This is a genomic window from Jiella sp. M17.18, assembly GCF_041027365.1.
Lineage (GTDB): Bacteria > Pseudomonadota > Alphaproteobacteria > Rhizobiales > Rhizobiaceae > VKMB-3413.
This window is the reverse complement of record NZ_JBFTEH010000001.1, coordinates 690,946-712,268: the sequence shown is the minus strand read 5'-3', so window position 1 is coordinate 712,268 and position 21,323 is coordinate 690,946. Positions and strand designations below refer to the sequence as shown.

20 protein-coding genes and 1 pseudogene are annotated in these 21,323 nt (G+C 69.1%); 14 read left to right on the top strand and 7 right to left on the bottom strand.

The features are described 5' to 3' along the window. From AB5S17_RS03340 to AB5S17_RS03310, 7 genes and pseudogenes are all read left to right on the top strand, one after another. A pseudogene (locus tag AB5S17_RS03340) lies at nucleotides 1-137 on the top strand (transposase); the annotation flags it as partial. Between the two features lie 104 nt (nucleotides 138-241). Further along, a complete protein-coding gene (locus AB5S17_RS03335; protein WP_369236142.1) occupies nucleotides 242-841 on the top strand; it encodes a hypothetical protein in 600 nt (199 codons plus the stop codon). A 121-nt stretch (nucleotides 842-962) separates the two neighbouring features. Continuing rightward, nucleotides 963-1,193 (top strand): hypothetical protein, encoded by a 231-nt coding sequence (locus AB5S17_RS03330; RefSeq protein ID WP_369236084.1) that lies wholly within the window; start codon nucleotides 963-965, stop codon nucleotides 1,191-1,193. Between the two features lie 210 nt (nucleotides 1,194-1,403). Beyond that, nucleotides 1,404-2,657: an MgtC/SapB family protein gene (locus tag AB5S17_RS03325; protein ID WP_369236082.1), complete on the top strand. Its 1,254-nt coding sequence runs from the start codon at nucleotides 1,404-1,406 to the stop codon at nucleotides 2,655-2,657. A 15-nt stretch (nucleotides 2,658-2,672) separates the two neighbouring features. Beyond that, the gene (locus AB5S17_RS03320; RefSeq protein WP_369236080.1) at nucleotides 2,673-3,641 is read left to right on the top strand and encodes a phosphoribosyltransferase; all 969 of its coding nucleotides are present in this window, start codon (nucleotides 2,673-2,675) and stop codon (nucleotides 3,639-3,641) included. A 131-nt stretch (nucleotides 3,642-3,772) separates the two neighbouring features. Beyond that, nucleotides 3,773-4,231, top strand: a complete 459-nt coding sequence (locus AB5S17_RS03315; RefSeq protein WP_369236078.1) for a universal stress protein — start codon at nucleotides 3,773-3,775, stop codon at nucleotides 4,229-4,231. Between the two features lie 187 nt (nucleotides 4,232-4,418). Beyond that, nucleotides 4,419-5,324, top strand: a complete 906-nt coding sequence (locus AB5S17_RS03310) for a hypothetical protein (protein WP_369236076.1) — start codon at nucleotides 4,419-4,421, stop codon at nucleotides 5,322-5,324. Between the two features lie 82 nt (nucleotides 5,325-5,406). Here AB5S17_RS03310 and AB5S17_RS03305 read toward each other — a convergent pair whose 3' ends face one another. From AB5S17_RS03305 to AB5S17_RS03290, 4 genes are all read right to left on the bottom strand, one after another. Further along, the gene (locus AB5S17_RS03305; protein ID WP_369236074.1) at nucleotides 5,407-6,885 is read right to left on the bottom strand and encodes a ribose-phosphate diphosphokinase; all 1,479 of its coding nucleotides are present in this window, start codon (nucleotides 6,883-6,885) and stop codon (nucleotides 5,407-5,409) included. 51 nt (nucleotides 6,886-6,936) lie between these two features. After that, a complete protein-coding gene (locus tag AB5S17_RS03300) occupies nucleotides 6,937-7,368 on the bottom strand; it encodes a DUF2267 domain-containing protein (protein WP_369236072.1) in 432 nt (143 codons plus the stop codon). Between the two features lie 172 nt (nucleotides 7,369-7,540). Beyond that, complete coding sequence (ppsA, locus tag AB5S17_RS03295; RefSeq protein ID WP_369236070.1) at nucleotides 7,541-9,961, bottom strand: phosphoenolpyruvate synthase; 2,421 nt, start codon at nucleotides 9,959-9,961, stop codon at nucleotides 7,541-7,543. A 210-nt stretch (nucleotides 9,962-10,171) separates the two neighbouring features. Continuing rightward, complete coding sequence (locus AB5S17_RS03290) at nucleotides 10,172-10,534, bottom strand: hypothetical protein (protein ID WP_369236068.1); 363 nt, start codon at nucleotides 10,532-10,534, stop codon at nucleotides 10,172-10,174. 495 nt (nucleotides 10,535-11,029) lie between these two features. Between AB5S17_RS03290 and AB5S17_RS03285 the strand changes: the two genes are divergently transcribed. Genes AB5S17_RS03285 through AB5S17_RS03275 form a run of 3 tightly spaced genes read left to right on the top strand, consistent with a single transcriptional unit; the run spans nucleotide 11,030 to nucleotide 15,337 of the window. Then, nucleotides 11,030-11,764, top strand: coding sequence for an ABC transporter ATP-binding protein (locus tag AB5S17_RS03285; protein WP_369236066.1), 735 nt, complete (start codon nucleotides 11,030-11,032; stop codon nucleotides 11,762-11,764). A 4-nt stretch (nucleotides 11,765-11,768) separates the two neighbouring features. Further along, nucleotides 11,769-14,132: an FtsX-like permease family protein gene (locus AB5S17_RS03280; protein WP_369236064.1), complete on the top strand. Its 2,364-nt coding sequence runs from the start codon at nucleotides 11,769-11,771 to the stop codon at nucleotides 14,130-14,132. Nucleotides 14,133-14,134: 2 nt separating this feature from the next. Beyond that, nucleotides 14,135-15,337 (top strand): efflux RND transporter periplasmic adaptor subunit, encoded by a 1,203-nt coding sequence (locus tag AB5S17_RS03275; RefSeq protein ID WP_369236062.1) that lies wholly within the window; start codon nucleotides 14,135-14,137, stop codon nucleotides 15,335-15,337. Nucleotides 15,338-15,398: 61 nt separating this feature from the next. Here the strand turns inward: AB5S17_RS03275 and AB5S17_RS03270 are convergent, their stop codons facing one another. Then, complete coding sequence (locus AB5S17_RS03270) at nucleotides 15,399-15,740, bottom strand: ArsR/SmtB family transcription factor (RefSeq protein WP_369236060.1); 342 nt, start codon at nucleotides 15,738-15,740, stop codon at nucleotides 15,399-15,401. 56 nt (nucleotides 15,741-15,796) lie between these two features. On the opposite strand from AB5S17_RS03270, the gene AB5S17_RS03265 reads away from it, so the two are divergent. The 4 genes from AB5S17_RS03265 to AB5S17_RS03250 all read left to right on the top strand — a co-directional run bounded on the left by AB5S17_RS03265 (nucleotide 15,797) and on the right by AB5S17_RS03250 (nucleotide 18,641). Further along, nucleotides 15,797-16,693 (top strand): MBL fold metallo-hydrolase, encoded by an 897-nt coding sequence (locus AB5S17_RS03265; protein ID WP_369236058.1) that lies wholly within the window; start codon nucleotides 15,797-15,799, stop codon nucleotides 16,691-16,693. Nucleotides 16,694-16,705: 12 nt separating this feature from the next. After that, on the top strand, nucleotides 16,706-17,095 hold the full coding sequence (locus AB5S17_RS03260) for a rhodanese-like domain-containing protein (protein WP_369236056.1): 390 nt from the start codon (nucleotides 16,706-16,708) through the stop codon (nucleotides 17,093-17,095). A gap of 222 nt (nucleotides 17,096-17,317) precedes the next feature. Further along, nucleotides 17,318-17,830 (top strand): DUF421 domain-containing protein, encoded by a 513-nt coding sequence (locus tag AB5S17_RS03255; RefSeq protein ID WP_369236054.1) that lies wholly within the window; start codon nucleotides 17,318-17,320, stop codon nucleotides 17,828-17,830. Nucleotides 17,831-17,951: 121 nt separating this feature from the next. Next, complete coding sequence (locus AB5S17_RS03250) at nucleotides 17,952-18,641, top strand: sulfocyanin-like copper-binding protein (protein WP_369236052.1); 690 nt, start codon at nucleotides 17,952-17,954, stop codon at nucleotides 18,639-18,641. 630 nt (nucleotides 18,642-19,271) lie between these two features. Here AB5S17_RS03250 and AB5S17_RS03245 read toward each other — a convergent pair. After that, on the bottom strand, nucleotides 19,272-20,411 hold the full coding sequence (locus AB5S17_RS03245) for an ABC transporter ATP-binding protein (protein ID WP_369236050.1): 1,140 nt from the start codon (nucleotides 20,409-20,411) through the stop codon (nucleotides 19,272-19,274). Continuing rightward, nucleotides 20,408-21,322, bottom strand: coding sequence for a carbohydrate kinase family protein (locus AB5S17_RS03240; RefSeq protein WP_369236140.1), 915 nt, complete (start codon nucleotides 21,320-21,322; stop codon nucleotides 20,408-20,410). The genes AB5S17_RS03245 and AB5S17_RS03240 overlap by 4 nt, the downstream gene beginning before the upstream one ends. Nucleotide 21,323: the final 1 nt, after the last annotated feature.

Genomic DNA, 21,323 nt, shown 5'->3' with positions numbered 1-21,323 from the left:
TCGCCTTCCCCGAGGAAGTCCGCAAAATCATCTATACTACGAATGCTATAGAGGCACTGAACTCAAAGCTTCGCCGGGCTGTCCGCGCCCGCGGCCATTTCCCGAGCGACGACCCGGCGATGATCGGCTATCTCATCGAGCAGGAACTCGCAGGCCTCCTGCCGGGCCGCGACATCGCAACGCTGCTGACGCAGGTGAAGGTCGCGGCGACGACCCCGCCTTCGCGCGCCCGACCAAGCCGATCGGCCCGGTCTACGACGCGGCGGCGGCGAAGCGGCTTGCCAGAGAGCGCGGCTGGCAGGTCGCGCCGGACGGCGACGGCTGGCGCCGGGTCGTCGCCTCGCCGAAGCCGCTGGAAATCCTCGAGGCGCGCGTCGTCTCCCTGCTGGTCGAGCGCGGCATCATCGTCATCTGCGGCGGCGGCGGCGGGATTCCCGTCGTCACCAGGAAGGACGGCAGCCTATCCGGCGTCGAGGCGGTGATCGACAAGGACTTCGCGAGCGAGCTGCTGGCGCGCCAGCTTCGCGCCGACATGCTCCTGCTCCTGACCGACGTCGACGCGGTCTATGCGGATTTCGGCACCGAGAAGGCGCGGCGGATCGACGCGCTTTCGGCAGCGGCGACCGCCCTGGAGAGCTTCCCGCCGGGGTCGATGCGGCCGAAGATTGCCGCGGCCGCTTCCTTCGCCGGAAAGACCGGTCACGCGCCCGCGATCGGCCGGCTGGAAGACGCCGCCGAGATCGTCGCCGGTGGCAAGGCAATGCGGATCAGCGGCTGCGCTCGGAACAGGCTGACCGGGATCGCGAAATTCGTGTCGGACGGGATGGGGCGCGCTCCTTGATCCGGCGCAGGCCCGGCCCCGCCTGCCGTATTGACGCCGATCAATGCGAAGCGGGCGGCTTCGAGGCATGATTAAGCACGCTCGCAGGTCGTCCCCGAACCTACAGCCGAAAGCCCGCCCGATGCGCCAAGACTTCACCCTTCCTGATCTGCAGGCGCAGCTGGACCTAATGAAGGTCGGCGAGACGCTCGCGCTTCGGCGCGACGACTGCGAGCGGCTGTTTGGCGTCAACGATGTCGCGGGGGGCCGCCTGCGCAACTTCGCCCGCGGGCACGGCTGCACCGTCGTCTACACGCCCGAAGGCGTCGCCTTTTCCCGAATTCTCCTGCCACCCCACCTGGCGGGGGGATGAGCAGACAAGCGAGCACGGGCTGGACCGCCTCGCCGTGCCGGGCCGAGAGCCCCCTGCCTCGGCCTGCCCGAAGGACGCAACGGATGTACTGAAGAAAAGCAAGGCGCTATGCGTCGCAGCGAGCTTCGAGGCAGTCTTGGGGCGCATCTGCGGGAAGCGCTGCATGCTGACTGACCCGCACCTCTCGCTCCCGCCTTGCCCGGCGCCAGCATGAACGACCTCGATCTCCTGATCCGCCTTGCCGTGTCGCTGTCGATCGGGCTTCTGGTCGGTCTGGAGCGCGGGTGGCAGACCCGCGAGGAGGAGCCGCATCTTCGCGCGGCAGGCCTTCGCACCTTCGCGCTGACCGGGCTGCTGGGCGGGATCTGCGGCACCGTCGCGACCGCCCTGTCCGCGCCGCTGGTGATCGGGCTCGACTTTCTGGCATTCGCCGTCGCCTTCACGACGTTTCATGCGCTGGAGGCGCGCGCGACCCGCAACTTCTCCGCCACCTCGGTGGTCGCCGGACTTTTGACCTTTCTCCTCGGAACCTACGCGATCATCGGGGCGATTCCGATCGCGGCAGCGGGCGCCGTCGCCATGACCCTGCTCCTGGCGCTACGCGAGCCCTTGCATCGTTGGGTGCAGGCGCTCTCCTGGTCGGAGATCCGCGCCGTCCTGACGCTCCTCGCGATGACGTTTCTGCTGCTGCCGATCCTGCCGGACCGGGCCATCGATCCGTGGGGCGCGCTCAATCCCACGCGCATCTGGATGCTGACCATCTTCATCGCGGCGCTTTCCTTCGGCGGCTACGTCGCGATCCGGGCGTTCGGAGATCGGCTGGGCGTGGTCATCGCGGCGGTGGCCGGTGCCATGGCGTCGTCCACGGCTACCACGCTGACCTTGGCCAGGCTGGGGCGTGACAGGCCGCATTCGGCGGGGCTGATTTCCGCCGGGATCCTGGTCGCCGGCGTGGTGATGGCGGTGCGGGTCGCGATCGTCGTCGGCGTCATCGACCGTGGCCTGCTGTTCTCCATCGCGCCGGAGCTTGCCGTTCTTTCGGTCGTCCTCGTCGCCTTCGCCGTGGTGCTCCTGTTCCGGAACAGGGCGGCGGAGAAAACCGAGCTCCAGCTGTCCAATCCCCTGCAGCTGGGCGCGGCCCTGAAGATGGGGGGCTTCATCGCGCTGATCCTGGTGGCAAGCGTCCTGATGCGGCAAGTGCTCGGCAATGCCGGTGTCCTCGCTCTCGCCGCTGTGTCCGGTCTGGCGGATGTCGACGCGATCTCGATCTCCATGGCGGAGATGGCGTCCCGGTCTGGCAGCTACGGCATCGCCGGACAGGCCATCCTCATCGCCGTCGGCGTCAACACCGCGGTCAAGGCAGCCATGGCGCTGTGGATCGGCCGACGGCCGGTCGGCTTCCCGGTCGTCGCCGCGAGCGCCCTCGCCGTCGTGGCGACGGCGGTCACCGCAGCCTTTCTCTGACGCCCGTCCACCGGCGTGGTCGCGCTGGTCTCCAATGATGCAGATCAAGGACGGGGGTCCGGCGGGCTGCCAGGCTGTCCGCTTTCGATCGACCCGTCGGAGTCACCGTCATGCTCGCGAACGCACATCCGTCATGCTCGCGAACGCACATCGCTCGGCGAACGCAGTTGCCGAAGCGCCGCGGGCGGAACGTCCGCAGATGCCCCCGCAGATCCAGCGATGCAGGAAGCCGATCCGAAGCGCCGCGCGGAGGATCGGCACCCGCGGCACCGCCTCAGCATGGAGCCCATGATGCCGTTCACGGATCGTAAGGACGCCGGACGCCGCCTGGCTGCGGAAGTCGCGCGGCGAACGGGCGCAAGAGGGGCGGACTGCGTCGTCGTCGCCCTGCCGCGCGGCGGTGTTCCCGTCGCGGCAGAGATCGCGGCAGCCCTGGATGCGCCGCTCGATCTCGTCCTCGTGCGCAAGATCGGCGTGCCACGTCAGCCGGAACTCGCCATGGGTGCGGTGGCGGAAGGCGAGCCCCCGCTCGTCGAGCGCAACACTGCAACGATGCGCCTGGCGGGAATATCCGCAGCCGAGTTCGACCGTGTGCTGGAGAAGGAGCTGGCCGAGATTGAGCGCCGCCGGCGTGCCTATCTCGGCGGACGGCCCCGCATCAGCGTGGCCGGCAAGACGGCGGTCGTGGTCGACGATGGGCTGGCGACGGGTGCCAGCGCACGGGCGGCACTGCGCGCCGTCGGTCTCGGCGCACCGCAACGGCTGCTTCTCGCCGTTCCCGTCGGGGCGACCGAAACGCTGGAAGCAATGCGCGCGGAGGCCGACGACATTATCTGCCTGGAGGATTACGACCCGTTCTGCGCGATCGGCCTCTACTACGACGACTTTCGGCAGGTGTCCGACCTGGAGGTGAAGGAGATCCTGTCCCGCTTCGACGCCGGGCAGTTCGTTGGACATCCCGGGAGTCACGCCCGAAGGGCTTAGAGCGACCGAGGCCGCCACCTCGCCGCGTCCTGCAGCAGGCAGTCGCCGCTTGCGCAAGATCAATGCCGCGAAGCTCTGCCCGGGCGATGCTTTTCGACCGCCACGAGAGCGTGGCTTCGAGGAGACGTCCGATGATCAACCCCCGCCTCATTCTGCACCCGACCGACGGCTCGCAAGATGCGCGGCGAGCCCTCGAGTTTGCTGTCGATCTTGCCAGGCTCAAAGACGCCCGACTCCTGATCCTGCACGTCCAGGCGCACCGCGGCGGTGGCCAGGTTCCTCCCGAACTCGAGGAATATGCCCGTATCGAGCACATCCGCGTCACCGAAGCCGATATCCTGCAACGTGCCGCGGAAGCGGTCGTGGAAGAGGCCAAGCGATCGGCCGAGGCGCTCGGGGCGAGCGATGTGCGCACGCAGATCCGCGCGGGCGACCCGGTGCGAGCGATCGTCGAGACGGCGCGGGAGAACCACGCGGACATGATCGTCCTCGGCAGCCGCGGCCTCGGCGATGCCCAAGGCCTGCTGCTCGGCAGCGTGTCCCACAAGGTTGCCCACGCGGCTCCCTGCACCTGCATCATCGTTCGCTGAGCGGATCGTGCCGGCAGATCGGCAAGACGTCGGGCATGCCCCGGCGGCGGTTGGCCGTCCCGACTGCGGGGGCGCGACCTGCGCCGAGGCGAGCGAGAAGGTGCCGTTCGACGAGAAGCTGCGCTTTCTCGCGAGGCCGGAGAGCTATCCGCACGCTCCGCGGTCAGTGCAGATCCGGGAGACCCACATGTCGGTCGTCTTTCTGGCTGACGACCGGGTCTACAAGCTGAAGAAGCCGGTCTCCTTCCCCTTCCTCGATTTCAGCACTCTCGCGGCGCGCGAGCGGAACTGCCTGGAGGAGGTGCGGCTCAACCGGCGGCTTGCGCCGCAGGTCTATCGCGGCGCGATGCCGCTGTCCGTGACGGCCGAAGGCGCGCTGGTGCTCGGACGCGGCGTGACCGTCGTCGACTGGCTCGTCGCCATGCGCCGCCTTCCGGATTGGCTGATGCTCGACCGGTTGCTCGCGCGAGGCCATGTCAGCCCGCACCAGCTCGACCGGCTCGGCGCCGTGCTGGCGCGCTTCTACCACCGCACCGGGCATCCCCGTCTCACCGCTCACGACCACCTCGCGCGCATCGTCCGGCAGCAGGCGGAGAACCGGGCGGTGCTGACGGCCGGTCGCTGGCGCATCGATCACGGCCGGATCGCGTCGATCCTCGATCGCTTCGAACGCCGTCTGGACGCGGTTCGGCCGCTCCTGGAGCGGCGTGTTTCCTCCGGCTGCATCGTCGAAGGGCACGGCGATCTGCGGCCGGAACACATCTGCATGAGCGAGCCGATCGCCATCTTCGACTGCCTGGAATTCGACCGAGACCTGCGCCTTCTCGATCCCTTCGAGGAGATCGCCTACCTCGGTCTGGAGTGCACCCTGCTCGGTCATGCGGAGGTGGGAGCGCATCTCGGAGCCTATCTGGCGCGGTCGCTCTCAGATCCGCCGCCGCGGGAACTCACCCGCTTCTACACCGCCTTCCGAGCCCTGCTCCGCGCACGGTTGGCGCTCGCCCACCTCCTGGACCCCGTGCCCCGCGATCCCGAACGCTGGGAGCCGCTTGCCGAGAGCTACCTCGCTCTTGCCGCCGCGGCGGTCGGCTGAGGCAGGCTCCGGATCGGTCGCGGCCGTTCGGCGCTCGGCGGTTCTCGATTCCAGCGCCGCCCTCGCATGAGGAGGAAGCGCGTCAGCCTGCGGCGGCGATCGCCCCGGCGACTGTCGCCGCCGTCGGAAGCACGGTAAGCCGGCCCCTGACCAGGGCCTGGTCGAGCGGCCGGAGCGGGACCGTGTCGGTCACGATCATCGCCTCGACGGCGGGCTCCTCCCAGAGAGCCTCCGCTCCGTCGGCGAAGAGCCCGTGCGTCGCCGCCAGGAGCACGCGCCTTGCGCCCCGCGCCCGGCAGGCGGCTGCCGCCCGCGCCATCGTGCTTCCGGCGCTGACCAGATCGTCGATGACGATCGCCGACCGCCCCATGACGTCGCCGGCGAAGAGATCGCCGGTGACCGTGCCGCCGCTGCGTTGCTTGTCCATCAACGCCTTTCCGACCGGCCGCCCCAGCTCGGCCTCCAGCGCCTGACGGAACGCCTCGGCCCGCTTGGAACCGCCGATATCGGGCGAGACCACCGTCACCGCCTCGGTTCCAAGCCGGGAAGCGAAATGCCGGGCGAAGGCAGGGCTGAAATCAAGATTGAGGGTCGGGCAGCGGAAGGCGTTCTCGAAGGCGGCCGGGTTATGCACCTCGGCGGTGAGAAGGCGTGCGACACCCATCGCCTCGAAGATTTGGCCGACATAGCGGATGGTGACCGGATCGCGGCTCTTGGTCCGGCGGTCCTTGCGCGCATAGCAGAGATAGGGCGCAGCGACCGACACGCTCCGGGCGCCGGAGTCCTTCAGGGCGCCGGCGAAGAACAGCACGCGGCAGAGCTTGTCATTCGCCGACAGCCCGCTTTCGCCCTCGAGGCTGGCGACGATCCAGACGTCGCGTCGCGACACGTCGACGAGCGGCCGGATCTTGAACTCGCCGTCCTCGAAGGCGCGCTCCTCGTGGTCTGCAAGCGCAAGGCCGAGCTCGGCGGCGACAGCCTCGGCATAGGCGGCGCTCGCATCAAGCCCGAAGACGAGAGGCGCCGCGCGCGCCGTGCCCCAATGCCGGCCGGCCTTCCCCGGCGCCGGTGCCTCGGCCTGCAGGGCCGCCGCCCCGAACAGGGCATCCACGCTGCGGCCGTCGGACGAGAGCGGCGCGACGAGCAGTTCGACAGCTGCACGCCTCCCGTGATCGCCGCAGAGGGAGAACTGGGCGAGCACCGGCTCGCCGGTCTCGCGGACGAAGTCGAACAGCCGGCGCATCCTGACGGCAACGCGCTTCTGTCTGAGGGCGGACAACCTGCTCCCAATGTCGACCGGCCCGACAAGCGGCGCGAGCGCCGCAGCGCCGGATCGGAGCGTATAATCGCGCGAGCCCGGCAACCTCTCCCACACGAAGGCGAGGCGGCCCGACGGATCGATCGTCGCCGCCGCTTCGCCCGAAGGATAGAGAGCCGCTTCGCGGCGCTGCCGCCATGTCTTCAGAAGGTCGGCGATCCCTTCGTCCCGCGGCAGCGGCGAAGAGTCGACGCGCCGGAACAGCCGGCGCAGCGGCAGCGGAGTGAGAGCGAGCGTCGTCACGATCGAGCCCTTCGGCTTGCCCCGGCCGAAACCTCGGCTGCGGGAGGAATTTCAGTGGGTCGGCCAAAGCCCCTGCAGTGTTTTCCGCAGGGCTCCGCGCACCTGGCGCGCCTCGCCTGCCGAAATGTGCCTGTCGATCAGCCGGAACACCGCGGCGACTTCCCCGTCGGGATAATCGGGAAGATCCTCGGCGCATTCCGCCCGAACCCTGTCGAAGAAATCCTCGCGCGAGCGGTCGGTTACCGGAAGCGCCGCCGGGTTCCAGCCCTCGAACAGGACGCCCCGCACGAGCACCGGCAGCTGCGCCGAGAAGTCGGCGAGTTCCTCCGGCGACAGCCAGTCGCGCAGTGCATGGAGAACCCCCCGCAGGAGATGATAGCCGCGCTTGTCGCTCGGCCAGTCGAGATCCTCACAGAGCGCATTGACCCAGTGCTGGGCCTCTTCGGCGTGATGGGTGAAGATATGGATTGTTCTGTCGCTCATGGGCCGTTTCCGGTTTGAGAGGTTCTGATCCTCAGGTTTCACCGCATTCCGTTCGGGCGCCTTGCGAAGGCTCGAGACCCGTGAGGAAGCCTGCCCTGCCCCGCCCCCTGACGCGTTCGGGAACGACGTGGCGGCAGCAAATGCGCGTCCGCCGGAAGGATCCGCTCGCGCGTCAGGCTGTTTTCAGCGGCCTCGCCACCTCCTGCTGCCGCGCCTTCCCGGCTTCCGCCCGGGCGACGTGATCCTTCACGGCGACGAAGCTGTCCGGCGTCACCGAAATCGAGTCGATGCCGCACTCGACGAGGAAGGCCGCGAAGCCCGGATCATCGCTCGGCGCCTGCCCGCACAGACCGACCTTCGCGCCGGCCGCATGCGCGGCGGTGATCAGGTTCCGGATCATCCACTTGACGGCCTCGTCCTCCTCGTCGAACAGCGCCGCGAGGAGATCGGAGTCGCGGTCGATGCCGAGGGTGAGCTGCGTCAGGTCGTTGGAGCCGATGGAGAAGCCGTCGAAGCGCTCGGCGAAGCCCTTGGCGAGAATGACGTTCGAGGGGATCTCGCACATCACGTAGACCTCGAGACCGTTCTCGCCGCGAACCAGCCCGTTCTCGCGCATCACGGCGAGGACCCGGTCGGCCTCGGCGAGAGTGCGGCAGAACGGAATCATCACCACGACGTTGGAGAAGCCCATCTCCTCGCGCAGCCGCTTGATCGCGCGGCATTCCAGCGCGAAGCCTTCGCGATAGCGCGGCGAATAGTAGCGTGAGGCGCCGCGGAACCCGAGCATCGGATTCGCCTCCTCCGGCTCGAACTCCCGGCCGCCGATGAGGTGGGCGTATTCGTTGGTCTTGAAGTCGCTCATCCGCACGATGCAGGGCGCCGGATGGACCGTCGCTGCGATCCGCGCAAGTCCGCGGGCAAGCCGATCGACGAAGAAGGCGGGCTTGTCGTCATAGCCGCGGGTGATCTCGGCGATCTCGGCTTGCGCCGCGGCGTCGGCCACCCGTTCGGGATGAACCAGCGCCATCGGATGGATCTTGATGGCGTTGTTGATGACGAATTCCATCCGGGCGAGGCCGACGCCGTCCGCCGGCAGTCGCCACCAGCGCATCGCCGCGTCGGGATTTGCGAGGTTGAGCATCACATGCGTCCGCGTCGGGACGATCCGGTCCGGATCGAGTTCCTCGACGGTGATCTCGGCCTCGCCCCGATAGACGAAGCCGTTCTCGCCCTCGGCGCAGGACACGGTCACTTCCTGCTCGTCATGCAGGATTTCGGTCGCGTTGCCGGTTCCCACGATCGCCGGTAGCCCGAGTTCGCGGCTGACGATGGCGGCATGCGAGGTGCGCCCGCCATGGTCGGTGACGATGGCTGCCGCGCGTTTCATGATCGGCACCCAGTCCGGATCGGTGATCTCGGTGACCAGCACCGAACCGTCGACGAAGCGGTCGATCTCGCTGGCGTCGCGGATCAGGCAGACCGGTCCCGAGACCGCCGCCTCGCCGATCGACAGGCCCGTACAGAGCCGGCCGCCGTGGGCGCCGACACGATAGCTCTTGAGGGCGCCGGACCGGCGCCGCGACTGCACCGTCTCCGGACGCGCCTGCACGATGAACAGCGAGCCGTCGCGCCCGTCCCTCGCCCATTCCATGTCCATCGGGCAGCCGTAATGCGCCTCGATGGTCACCGCCCAGCGCGCCAGGGCGAGGATCTCGTCGTCCGAAAGGACGAAGCTGCGCCGTTCGGCGAGCGAGGTCGGGACGTTCTTCACCGACCGCTCGCCGTCGCGGGCGTAGATCATCTTCTTTTCCTTGGCGCCCAGCGCCTTGTGGATGATCGGCTTCAGCTGGGGATCGGCGAGGAACGGCTTGAACACTTGGAACTCGTCGGGGTCGACAGCTCCCTGCACGACGTTCTCGCCAAGGCCGAAGGCGGCATTGATCAGCACGACCCGATCGAAACCGGTTTCGGTGTCGAGCGAGAACATGACGCCCGAGCCGCCGAGATCGGAGCGAACCATGCGCTGCACACCGATCGAGAGCGCGACCTTCATGTGGTCGAAGCCCTTGGCCTTGCGATAGCTGATCGCCCGGTCGGTGAACAGGGAGGCGTAACAGCGCCGGCACGCCTCGAGCACGGCCTCGGCGCCGGAAATGTTGAGGAAGGTCTCCTGTTGCCCGGCAAAGCTCGCATCCGGGAGATCTTCGGCGGTCGCGCTGGATCGAACCGCCACGTCGGCGTCGTCCGTTTCGCAGCGGCGCGCAAGTTCGGCATAGGCCGCGCGGATCGCAGCCGCAGAGTCAGCCGGGAAGTCGCCGCGCAGGAAGGCTGCGCGGATCGATCGACCGGCCTCGGCGAGCGGAATCTTGCCCGCAGCCTCGTCGGCAAGCGTGCCGTCGATCAGATCGGCGAGACCGTTCGCTTCCACGAAACGGCGGAACATCGCGGCCGTCGTGGCGAAGCCGGGGGGCACGGCCACGCCCTTCGGCGCCAGTGCGCGGACCATTTCGCCGAGGGACGCGTTCTTGCCGCCGACCTTCGCGACGTCGTGGCGGCCGGTCTCTTCGAACCAGAGGATCTCACTGTCGGGCATGGTCTGCCTCCTGCCGATATGCCTTGCGCGCGCCGCCTGCCCGACACAGCCGGGCCCGGGAGCCACAAGCCGTTGCTTCCGGAGGCGGGAATGGGTTTGCGTTCCTGGGCCGCCGCGCAGGCGGCGCCTTCCCGAGGCTCGATTCCGCCAGCTCGGCCGTCGCGCTCACAAGCTCTACCGGCCCGCCCGGCGGCCTATGAACGCTGACAACTAATTGAAGCCGCTCTCGAATCCGCTGATGACACCGAGGATCGCCGCGTTGATTGCAATGGCCGGCGTCGCACCGAGGCCGGCGCCCACCGTCTCCTCATCGTCGCGCCCTTCCCGCAGGATGCAGCTCCACTGCGCCCCGCCGAGATTCGTGCCGTTGAGCTGCAGGTGCCAGCCGGGAAGTGCCTTGACGGCCAGTTCCAGCGCGCCGTCCGTCGAGGCGAGCGCTCGGCTCGCATCGGCCTCGCCTTCGACCGGCCGCACATGCTCCGCCAGGGCGGCGCGCAGGTCGCGCGCCAGCACCTCGTCGGCTTCCGCGGCCTCCTTGCAGCGAAGGATCAGAGTGTCGAGATCGCTGGCCATGATGGGCTCCCGGCTGAAGTCGTTGGTCGAAGAGGATCATCGATCTGAGCCGAGGATGAACGAGGCCTCGCCGTGCCGAATTGATCTGGCGCAACCGGCTTCCAACAATCGGACCTGGCGGATGTCAGGTCGGCCGGCGTGCCGCCGCTCCGCTTTGCGCTATCGCAAGGCGCCCGGCGGCCGGCCGTCGAAAATGCAAGCGAGCAAAGCTCCGGCGCCGCCAGACGACCTCTGAGACGTCATCGCCTGCATGCTGGCAACGTCGGCGCAAAGATGACCGGGATGGGCGGCTGCGGCCACTCCCGCAGGCGCGAGCGCGTCCTCGTCGGCGTCCCGGCCCGCAGAGGGAGAAGCCGCCGTCGCTGCTGTTCCTGGCGCGGTGGCGCGAAGCCGGCGCCAGAGACGAACTCCGGGGATCGGCGCATCTGTGCAGGCCCGGATGGCATACCCGCAGGCGCGGGCCGCACCCTTCGGCCGGAAGAAAGGTCATTGTCGATGCTCTCTGCCGCAGTGCCTGCCAACACAGCCGAGACTGCGCTCCAGGCGCGCGGCCTGACCAAGACCTACCGCATGGGCGCGGTCGAGGTGGCGGCACTGCGCGGCGTCGATCTCGACCTCTTCTCGGGCGAGCTCCTGGTGCTGCTCGGGCCCTCCGGCAGCGGCAAGTCGACCCTCCTCAACATCCTCGGCGGGCTCGACACGCCGACCGCGGGGACCGTGCGCTTCCGCGACCTCGACCTCACCTCGGGCGGCGAGCGCCTGCTCACCCGCTACCGGCGACAGCATGTCGGTTTCGTCTTCCAGTTCTACAATCTGATCCCGAGCCTCACCGCCCGCGAAAACGTCGCGCTCGTCACCGAGATCGCCGCCCATCCGATCCGGCCGGAAGAGGCGCTGGGCCTCGTCGGGCTCGGCGCGCGGCTCGACCATTTTCCGGCCCAGCTCTCGGGCGGCGAGCAGCAGCGGGTGGCGATCGCGCGGGCGATCGCCAAGCGGCCCGACCTCCTCCTCTGCGACGAGCCGACCGGAGCGCTCGACCGCGAGACCGGGATCCTGGTGCTGGAGGCGATCCTGAGGATCAATGTCGAGCTCGGCACCACCACCGCGCTGATCACCCACAACGCGGTCATCGCCGACATCGCGCACCGCGTCATCCATTTCGCCGACGGGCGCATCCGCGACATCCGCACCAACGCGGCCCGGAAGCCCCCGGCCGAGCTCGTCTGGTGACGCCATGCGCAGCCTCGACCGCAAGCTCCTTCGCGAAATCTGGCGCCTGCGGGCGCAGGTCCTCGCGATCGCCCTCGTCGTCGCCTCCGGTGCCGCGCTGCTGATCATGTCGCGCACCGCCGTCGAGGCGCTGCAGGAGACCGCCGACGCCTTCTACGAGCGCACGCGCTTCGCCGACGTCTTTGCCGGCGTGAAGCGCGCGCCGGAGCGGCTATCCCGCGACATCGCCGCGATCCCGGGGGTCACGGCGGTGGAGACGCGGATCCTCGAAACCGCCATTCTCGACGTTCCCGGCTTCACCGACCCGGTGATCGGCGAGCTCGTCTCGCTGCCGAAGCACGGCGAGCCGGTCCTGAACCGGCTCACGCTGCGCAGTGGGCGGCTGCCCGAACCGGACCGGCCGGACGAGGTTGCCCTGAGCGAGCCCTTCGCCGCCGCGCACCGGCTGCGGCCCGGCGACCGTCTCGACGCCGTCCTGCACGGCCGCCGCCGCAGCCTTGCCGTCGTCGGGACGCTGCTCAGCCCGGAATTCGTCTATGCGATCTCGCCGGGCGGGCTGATGCCGGACGACCAGCGCTTCGGCGTCCTCTGGATGGGCCGCGACGCGCTGGCGGCCGCCTACGACATGAAGGGCTCGTTCAATGCCGTCGCGATCGGACTGCTGCGCGGGGCGGACCAGCAGGCGGTGATCGACCGGCTGGACGGGCTGCTCGACCGCTATGGCGGACGCGGCGCCTATGCGCGCGCCGACCAGCTCTCCAACTGGTTCCTGCAGAACGAGATCGAGCAGCAGAAGAACATGTCGCATCTCCTGCCGACGATCTTCCTCTGCGTCGCGGCCTTTCTCACCAACATGGTCATGGCCAGGCTGATCGCGACCGAGCGACGCGAGATCGGGCTGTTGAAGGCCTTCGGCTACTCCAGCCTCGAGATCGGCTGGCACTACGCCAAGATGGTGCTGATCATCGCCGGGATCGGCGTCGCGATCGGCTCGGTCGCCGGCGCCTGGCTCGGGCGCTGGGACACCGCGCTCTATGCGACCCTCTACCACTTCCCCTTCCTGCTCTACCGGCCGGGGCCCGCGGCGTTCCTGACCGCCGGCCTGGTCAGCCTCGGCGCGGCGCTGGCCGGCAGCATGCACGCCGTGCGCAAGGCCGTCCGGCTGCCCCCGGCGGAAGCCATGCTGCCGCCGGCACCGCCGAGCTACCACAAGAGCCGCCTCGCCCCGGCAGTGCTCGGGCCGCTGCTCGACGAGCCGACGCGGATGATCCTGCGGCGCGTCCTGCGCTGGCCGCTGCGCGCCTTCGCGACCAGCGCCGGGATCGCGATGTCGGTCGCGGTGCTGGTGATGGCGCTGCAGTGGATCGATGCCGTGGACTTTCTCGTCGACAGCACCTTCGTCCGGGCACAGCGCCAGGACGCCAGCATCGCCTTCGGCGAGCTCGAGCCGCTGGACGTCACGGCGAGCGTCCTGCGGCTGCCGGGCGTCGAGGCGGTCGAGCCGTTCCGCAGCGTGTCTGCCCGGCTGAGCCACGGCCCGCTGTCGAAGCGCGAGGCGATCACCGGCGTGCCGGCCCGGGCGGAGCTGAGCCCGGTGTTCGACGCCGAACGGGGCCGCATCGAGGTGCCGCCGGATGGTCTCCTGCTGTCGCGCAAGCTCGCCGAACGCTTGGGCGTGAAGGTGGGCGACGAGGTGACGGTCGCCGTGCAGGAGGGCCGGCGCCCGGTGCTGAAGCTGCCCGTCGCCCAGCTGTTCGAGACCTATATCGGGACCCCGGCCTATATGCAGCTCGGAGCGCTCGACCGCATCCTGAAGGACGGCCGGGTCGCGAACGGGGTGCATGTCGCGGTCGATCCGGCGCGGCGGGCGGAGCTCGTCGCCGAGATCAAGCGCAACCCGGCGATCTCGGCCGTCACCTTCCGACAGGCGGCGATCGACAAGTTCCACGAGACGCTGGGACGGACGATGTTCGTCTTCGTCGGCTTCCTGATCGGCTTCGCCAGCACGCTGTCGATCGGCGTGACCTACAATTCGGCGCGTATCGCCCTCGCCGAGCGCGCCCGGGAGCTTGCCACATTGCGGGTGCTCGGCTTCAGCCGGACGGAGATCGCCTACATCCTGCTCGGCGAGGTCGGGCTCCTCACCTGGTTCGCCATCCCGCTCGGCTGCGCCACCGGCTTCGGCCTCGCGGTCTATCTCGCCGGCGCCTTCGAGACGGAGCTCTTCCGGGTGCCGCTGGTGATCACCGACGCCACCTACGGCAAGGCGGCGCTGATCACGCTGGCCGCCACCGCCGCCTGCGCCGTCTTCATCCGCCGCCGGCTCGACCGGCTCGACCTCGTCGCCGTCCTGAAGACGCGGGAATAGCCATGAGCGTTGTCCTCCGCCGCATCCTGATCTGGGGCAGCCTGTTCGTCCTTCTCGCGGGCGGCATCGCCTATGCACTGCGGCCGCAGCCGGTGCCGGTCGACCTCGCCCGGGCCGAGGTGAAGCCGCTGACCGTCACCATCGACGAGGAAGGCGAGGCGCGCGTGCGCGACGTCTATACCGTCTACGCGCCGCTCTCCGGCTATCTCCTGCGGATCTCGGCGGAGGCCGGCGACGCCGTCGCCGCGGATAAGACCGAACTCGCGCGCATAGAGCCGGCGCCGCCGGCCTTCCTCGACCTGCGCAGCCGGGCCGAACAGCAGGCCGCGATCGAGGCGGCGAAGGCCGCGCGCGATCTCGCCGCCGCCGAGCTGCAGCGTGCCGAGGCCGACCTCGCCTATGCCGCCGCCGAGCGCGAGCGCACCGCCAAGCTGATCGCCAAGAGCGCCGTCTCGGAGCGGGCGGTCGACGATGCCGAACGGGCGCATCGCGTCGCCGAGGCCAATGTCGCGACCGCACGGGCGCAGCTCGACATGCGCAACCACGAACTTCAGCAGGCGCTGTCGCGCCTCCTCCCGGTTCCCGAGCTGGCACGGCCGGAGGCCGGGACCTGTGACTGCGTCCCGGTGACCGCGCCGATCAGCGGCACGGTGCTGCGGGTACTGCGCCGCAGCGCCGGGATCGTGGAAGCCGGCACGCCGCTGCTCGATATCGGCGATCCCGACCGGCTGGAGGTCGTCGCGGACCTGTTGTCGGAAGACGCCGTGCGCATCCGGCCCGGGCAGAAGGCGATCATCACCGGCTGGGGCGGCCCGGATCTCGCTGCCAGGGTGCGCCGCATCGAGCCCTTCGGCCAGACCAAGGTCTCGGCCCTCGGCATCGAGGAGCAGCGGGTGGACGTGGTGCTCGATTTCGCCGGGCCGCCCGCCGAACGAGAGAGCCTCGGCCATGGCTACCGGGTCGAGACGCGGATCGTCCTGTTCCAGGGCGACGTGCTGCAGGTGCCGCTCGGCGCGCTGTTCCGGCACGAGGGCGGCTGGGCGGTGTTCGTCGCCAAGGACAGGACGGCGCAACTGAGGCCGGTCGAGACAGGCGAGCGGACCGGCCTTTCGGTCGAGATCCGCTCGGGCCTCGCGAAGGACGAGACCGTGGTCCTCTATCCGGGCGACCGTGTAGCGCATGGAACTTCGGTCGTGGCGCGGTGACCGCTGCCGCCTGCTGCCAGGGCCGGCGATGAGTCAGGGGCTCGTGGCGAGGGCGCTAAGGTTACGATCTCTCGTCTGTCGCCGCTTCCAAAGGCTTGCAGAAGATCTCATAGAGGCTGGCCATGATGGCGCGGACCTCACCATCGGCGAGGCGGTAGTGGATGGCCTGACGGTCACGGCGTGTTTCCACCGCGCCGCCGGCCCTCAGCTTGGCGAGATGCTGGGACAGCGCCGACTGGCTGAGCCCCACGGCGCCGGCGAGCGCCCCGACCTGCATCTCCTGTTTCGCCAGGAGGCAGAGGATGCGCAGCCTGACCGGGTTCGCCATCAAGGCGAGGATGGCGGCGACCTCCTCCGACCGCCGCTCCAATTTTCGAATATCAGAACTTGCTAAATTAGACATAGCTCATACGTGGGGCACAACGCATTTCGATGCAATGACTGAAGGAGGAGGCGCTCATGCTGACCCGCTATAGCCCATCGAAGGGCGAAGGATCGCCCGACGTCTGGGGCTTCTACGAAAAGAACACGGGCTCGATCCAGTATCTCGTCGCCGACCCGCAAACCCGAAAGGGCGTTCTGATCGACGTCGTCCAGGATTTCGACCCGGCCGGAGCACGAACCGGCTTCGACAGCGCGGACGAGATCCTCGCAGTCGTCTCGAGGCAGGGGATCACGATCGAGCGCGTGCTCGACACGCATCCCCATGCCGACCACGTCATGGCGTCCGCCTATCTGAAGGAGAAGCTGGGCGTGCCGAACGGGATCGGCGAGAAGGTGCTGGAAATCGCCGACCTCTGGCGCGAACTCTATCATCTTCCCGACGCCTTCGATCCAGCCCGCGACTTCGACGATCTGTTCACCGACGGCGCCACCTTCCCGGTCGGTTCGCTCCAAGCGCGGGTGCTCCTCTCCCCGGGCCACACGCTCGGCTCGATCACCTATCTCGTCGGCCGGGACGCGGCATTCGTACATGACACCCTGATGTATCCCGACATGGGCTCGAGCCGCGCCGATTTTCCCGGCGGCGACGCCGGCATGCTTTGGGACAGCATCCGGCAGATCCTCGCTCTGCCCCCCGAGACCCGGCTCTTCGTCGGCCATGACTACGGGGCTGCCGACCGCGACGAGATCCGTTGGGAAGCCACGGTCGCCGAGCACAGGAAGGCCAACAAGCACGTCCGGGACGGCATCACCAAGGACGAGTTCGTCAGGACGCGGACCGAGCGCGATGCCACGCTCTCGCTCCCGGACCGGATGCTCCACGCACTTCAGATCAACCTGAGGGCCGGCCGGCTCCCGCCTGCCGAGGCCGACGGCCACGTCTATCTCAAGATCCCCGTCAACCGTTTCTGAAAGGAGACCCAGATGCCCAAGACGATGCAGGACTTCGTAGCCGAGGCGCGCGAGAAGACGGGCGGCTCGATTTCGCCCGGCGATGCCGAGGGTCTGGTTCTCGACGTTCGCGAGGCGCATGAACTCGCGGACGACGGCCGCGTGCCCGACGCGCTCCACGTTGCCCGCGGATATCTGGAAGCCAAGGCGGACCTCACCAACGAAGGCGGCGAGAAGGCGCTGCACGCAGCCCAGGCCGAGGGTCGGCCGGTCCACGTCCTCTGCGCATCCGGCGCACGGGCGAGTCTCGCCGCCGCGACGCTTACGGAGATGGGCTACGTCGCCCGCCCGATCGAGGGTGGCCTCAAGGGCTGGCGGGAGGCCGGACGGCCGGTGGAAGGCGGGAAAGGACGACACCGGTGATGAACAGCGGATACGGCATGGGCGGATGGATGCCCTTCGGCATGGGAGCATGGGGCTTCCTATGGCTGGTCATCCTCGTCCTGTTGATAGCGGTGCTGGTCAGGTACCTGCGCCGGTGATCCCTCATGGGGGCAGCGGCCGGGGCGCCGGCCCCAGCCGCTCCGGATCGTCCGGCGACAGGTGTCGCCGGCCAAGCGCACCCGCCGTTCCTTGGATCCTTGGATGGACCTTTTCCGCTTCGTCTTCGGGGATACGTCCGGCCCGGTCGCCTGGTGGCAGATGTGCGACCGGGCCGTCCTAATCTTCGCCTATGCGCTGATCCTCTACCGGATCCTGCCGCGCAAGGCGTTCGGCGGCACCGCAGCCCTCGACATCGTCGTGACGGTCGTTCTCGGCTCGAGCCTCAGCCGGGCCATCACGGCCAACGCGCCGCTGATCCCCGTGCTTGCCGCGACGGCGGTGCTGGCGAGCCTGTACGCCGGGGCGTCCACCCTGGCACCGCGGTCGGAGTGGCTGTCGCGCCTGGCCAAGGGCCGCGCAATCCGCCTCGTGCGCGACGGCAGCGTCGATCGGCAAGCCATGCGCCGGGCACGTCTCGGCGAACGCGATCTGACAGAGAGCCTGCGCCTGAACGGCGTGGCGAGCATCGACGAGGTGGCCGAGGCGTATCTGGAGCGCAACGGCGCGATCAGCGTCATCAAGGTCGCCTCGCGCGGTCCAGACGACGACGTCTGAAGCCGCCGTCCGACGGGCGGACCGGAAAAGCCCGGCTTGCGCCGGATCAAGGCGCTGTGCCTGCGGCAGTAGAAAGCTCGTGAACAAGGGCGGCCCCGCCATCACCCGGAGAACTTGAGCAATGTCATCGGAACGCTCCCCATCTCGTCTCGCCGTCCTCTCGGCGTCCATCGCGGTCCTTCTCCTGTCGCAGGGCGCGACTGCGCAGCCGCTCGGCGGATCCGGCATCATGGGCCGAGGCATGATGGGCGCAGGCATGGGGCCGCGGATGATGGGCGGCGGCGGAGCGGACCGTCCCGTGACCCCGGGCTGGGGCGGCCGGGTTCTCGATCACGATCAGGCCGAGACCTTCATCCGGCGGGGCGCCGACAAGGGCGCGGTCGATGCAAAGAACGACACCATCACCTATCGCGGAAGCGATGTGACGATCGACATGGTGGCCGTCCAGCCAGGCCATGAGGACCAGACCTTCGAGGTCGACGGTCTGACCAACCCGACGCTGATCGTGCCTCGCGGCGCGACCGTCCACCTCAACCTGCTGAACATGGACTATGGCGATGCCATGGAACACGGCGTGATCCTGACGAGGGATCCGCCGCCCTATCCCGGCATGGCGATGATGGCGACCGGACCCGGCTTTGCGGCGGTCATGCCGTTGCTTCCCTGGCGCAGCAGCAAAGACCTGTCGAAGGCGAAGTTCGCGGCCGTCGGGACGACGTTTTTCGCCGACCGCGCCGGCACCTACTGGTACGTCTGCCCCACGCCCGGACACGCCGAGGAGGGCATGTACGGGAAGTTCGTCATCGAGTAGCACGCCCGCGCCGTTCTGCGCTGTGTTCCACACCGCCGGGAAGGACGAGCGCCCCGTAGGCCGATCCGGACTACCATGACGCCGGCATTCGGCACGGTGGTCATCCCTCTCGTCAGCGGTGGGCAGGTGGTCGACGGATCGATAGCGCTCGCTCCTGACGCCAGCCGAGACCTTCGCAGATGCGCCGCACCGCGACCGTCACGAGGTCGATGAAGTGGTCGATGTCGGGCTCCTTCGTGCGGAAGGCGGGCGCAGCGATGTTGATGGAGGCGACCCCGGAATCGTCGACGGCGAAGACCGGCCGAAACCGCGATTGGCTGTCCGCTCACCTCGCCGCGGCTGATGCAACGGTCCTGTTCCGGATCCGCTGGAGTTCCGCGCGGAAGAGCTCGGGATCGACGATCGTGTTCCGGGGGAACGCGGTCAGGTCCTCCGGCTGGAACGGTCTGGTTGCTCAGCCGCCAAGAATGCGAGGATTGTCTTGCCCGATCCTGCATAGAGCGGTCGCCTGCGGCCGATGACGACATGGGCGCGCAGGCCCGGGCCGGCGCGAACTTTGCGATGCAGATGGCTTCCGCGCTGTCTCGCAACCGCAGCCGAACCGGCTCGACCACCTTTAATCCCAGATCATCAAGCATCGGCCCGGCGAGCGTGGCCAAGTCGATCTGTGGGCAGCGCCTCTGGACCGAGCGCCAATGCCCGCTCTGTGTCCGGATCGAACCAGCGCACGCTCTCCGGGACGATCTGCAAGGCGAGCGTTCCGCCCGGCTCCGGCGCCGCGTCGGCGCTGACGCTCGCGACCAGCGGCTGCGATCCGACGCGGCCGATCACCAGGGTCTCCGCTCCGGTCAGTTCCACCACCTCGACATCCATCACGAGATCGGCCGCGGCGCCGTCCACCGCGGGGCGCAGGCGCTCGGGCCGGATGCCGGCGGTCAGCGGCGCGCCGGGCGGCAAGCCGCCGCGCAACGCCGGCGCGATCGCGATCCGTCCGCTGCCGTCTTCCGGCTCCCAGCCGGTCCCGTCGGCGCTGACCGTTCCCCTCAGCGCGTTCATCGGCGGCGAGCCCATGAAGCTCGCGACATAGAGGTTGGCGGGATGGTCGTAGATCTCCCGCGGCGTACCGATCTGCTCGATCGCGCCCTGGTGCATCACCGCGATGCGCGTCGCCAGCGTCATCGCCTCCACCTGATCGTGGGTGACGTAGACGATCGTCGCCTTCAGCGCCTGGTGCAGGCGCTTCAGCTCCGTCCGCATCTCGGTGCGCAGCTTGGCGTCGAGGTTCGACAGCGGCTCGTCGAACAGGAAGATCTTCGGATCCCGCACCATCGCCCGGCCGATGGCGACGCGCTGGCGCTGCCCGCCCGAGAGCTCCGACGGCTTGCGGTCCAGCAGCTGCTCGATCCGCAGCACCTCAGCGGCGCGGCGGACCGCCGCCTCGCGCTCCGCCTTCGGCACCTTGCGCATCTCCAGCCCGAAGCCGATGTTCCGCGCCACCGACAGGTTCGGGTAGAGCGCGTAGGACTGGAAGACCATGGCGATGTCGCGGTTCTTCGGATGCACCCGCGCCACCGACCGCTCGCCGATCCTCACGTCGCCCCGGCTCGGCTCCGTCAGCCCGGCGATGATGTTGAGCAGCGTCGACTTGCCGCAACCGGACGGCCCGAGAAGGACGAGAAACTCGCCGCTCTCGAGCTTCAGGTCGATCCCTTTCAGGGTCTCGAGGTTGGCGTAGCGCTTGCCGATACCGACGAGTTCGAGCGTGCTCATGTGGGATCTTCCAGTACGTAGCGCCGGGGCGACGTCGAGACGGCCAGTGATGCGAGCTGCGTCCCAGCCGCCAGCGCCTGTGCGAGCGCCCTGCCGGCGGCGATGTTCATCAGGAAGCCGGCGTTGAAGACGTCGCCCGCCCCGATCGTGTCGATGACGTCGACCTTTGGCGCCCGCGCCCGCTCGATCGTACCGCCCGCACCGTGGGCGGCTGCGCCGCGCGGCCCGAGCTTGGTGACGACGACGCCATCCGGGTGCAGCCGCGGCAGAAGGCCCTGCGCCGCGTCAGTCACGTCCGGCGCGCCGGCGAGTTTCGTGGTCTCGATCTCGTTCAGCAGGAGATAGCGGCAGCGCGGCAGCCACTCCATCGTCCGCGCCCGCACCGGCTCCGTCCAGCCCTCGACCGGCCAGCCGGTGTCGAGCGCGATCTCGACGTCGTTCGCGTCGGCCCAGTCGAACAGGGCGGGATAGTCCGCCGCCAGCCCGTCCATCAGGAACGAGCCGCAGACGAGGAGGATGCCGCCGGACAGGGCACTTTGCTCCAGCATCGGCTGCAGATCCGCCCAGCCGAACAGCGGCAGGTGGCCGCGCGAGGTGAAGAAGGTGCGCTCGCCGCCGGGATGGGTGATGCCGACGGAGACGGTGGTCGCGCTCCCCGCGGCCGGCCAGCCCGTCGCCCGCTCGCCGAACGCCTCCGCCAGCCAGCGGCCGAACATGTCGGAGCCGACGCTGGCGAAGATCGCGAAGGGAACGCCGAGCGCCTGCCAGGCGAGCGCCGTGTTGCCGGCCGCGCCGCCGACGCGCAGGTCGTCATGCGCCACCATCACCTCCGTGCCCGGCTGCGGCCAGGGCGCGGTCGGGCCGAGGATCAGGTCGACATTGACGTTGCCGAGGACGCCGAGCGGCCGCATC

Bases quoted from the DNA above. Each gene is read 5' to 3' on its own strand.
- AB5S17_RS03330 (WP_369236084.1), top strand. From the start codon at position 963: ATGCGCCAAGACTTCACCCTTCCTGATCTGCAGGCGCAGCTGGACCTA.
- AB5S17_RS03325 (WP_369236082.1), top strand. From the start codon at position 1,404: ATGAACGACCTCGATCTCCTGATCCGCCTTGCCGTGTCGCTGTCGATC.
- AB5S17_RS03315 (WP_369236078.1), top strand. From the start codon at position 3,773: ATGATCAACCCCCGCCTCATTCTGCACCCGACCGACGGCTCGCAAGAT.
- AB5S17_RS03310 (WP_369236076.1), top strand. From the start codon at position 4,419: ATGTCGGTCGTCTTTCTGGCTGACGACCGGGTCTACAAGCTGAAGAAG.
- AB5S17_RS03300 (WP_369236072.1), bottom strand. From the start codon at position 7,368: ATGAGCGACAGAACAATCCATATCTTCACCCATCACGCCGAAGAGGCC.
- ppsA (WP_369236070.1), bottom strand. From the start codon at position 9,961: ATGCCCGACAGTGAGATCCTCTGGTTCGAAGAGACCGGCCGCCACGAC.
- AB5S17_RS03290 (WP_369236068.1), bottom strand. From the start codon at position 10,534: ATGGCCAGCGATCTCGACACTCTGATCCTTCGCTGCAAGGAGGCCGCG.
- AB5S17_RS03285 (WP_369236066.1), top strand. From the start codon at position 11,030: ATGCTCTCTGCCGCAGTGCCTGCCAACACAGCCGAGACTGCGCTCCAG.
- AB5S17_RS03280 (WP_369236064.1), top strand. From the start codon at position 11,769: ATGCGCAGCCTCGACCGCAAGCTCCTTCGCGAAATCTGGCGCCTGCGG.
- AB5S17_RS03275 (WP_369236062.1), top strand. From the start codon at position 14,135: ATGAGCGTTGTCCTCCGCCGCATCCTGATCTGGGGCAGCCTGTTCGTC.
- AB5S17_RS03270 (WP_369236060.1), bottom strand. From the start codon at position 15,740: ATGTCTAATTTAGCAAGTTCTGATATTCGAAAATTGGAGCGGCGGTCG.
- AB5S17_RS03265 (WP_369236058.1), top strand. From the start codon at position 15,797: ATGCTGACCCGCTATAGCCCATCGAAGGGCGAAGGATCGCCCGACGTC.
- AB5S17_RS03260 (WP_369236056.1), top strand. From the start codon at position 16,706: ATGCCCAAGACGATGCAGGACTTCGTAGCCGAGGCGCGCGAGAAGACG.
- AB5S17_RS03255 (WP_369236054.1), top strand. From the start codon at position 17,318: ATGGACCTTTTCCGCTTCGTCTTCGGGGATACGTCCGGCCCGGTCGCC.
- AB5S17_RS03250 (WP_369236052.1), top strand. From the start codon at position 17,952: ATGTCATCGGAACGCTCCCCATCTCGTCTCGCCGTCCTCTCGGCGTCC.
- AB5S17_RS03245 (WP_369236050.1), bottom strand. From the start codon at position 20,411: ATGAGCACGCTCGAACTCGTCGGTATCGGCAAGCGCTACGCCAACCTC.
- AB5S17_RS03240 (WP_369236140.1), bottom strand. From the start codon at position 21,322: ATGCGGCCGCTCGGCGTCCTCGGCAACGTCAATGTCGACCTGATCCTC.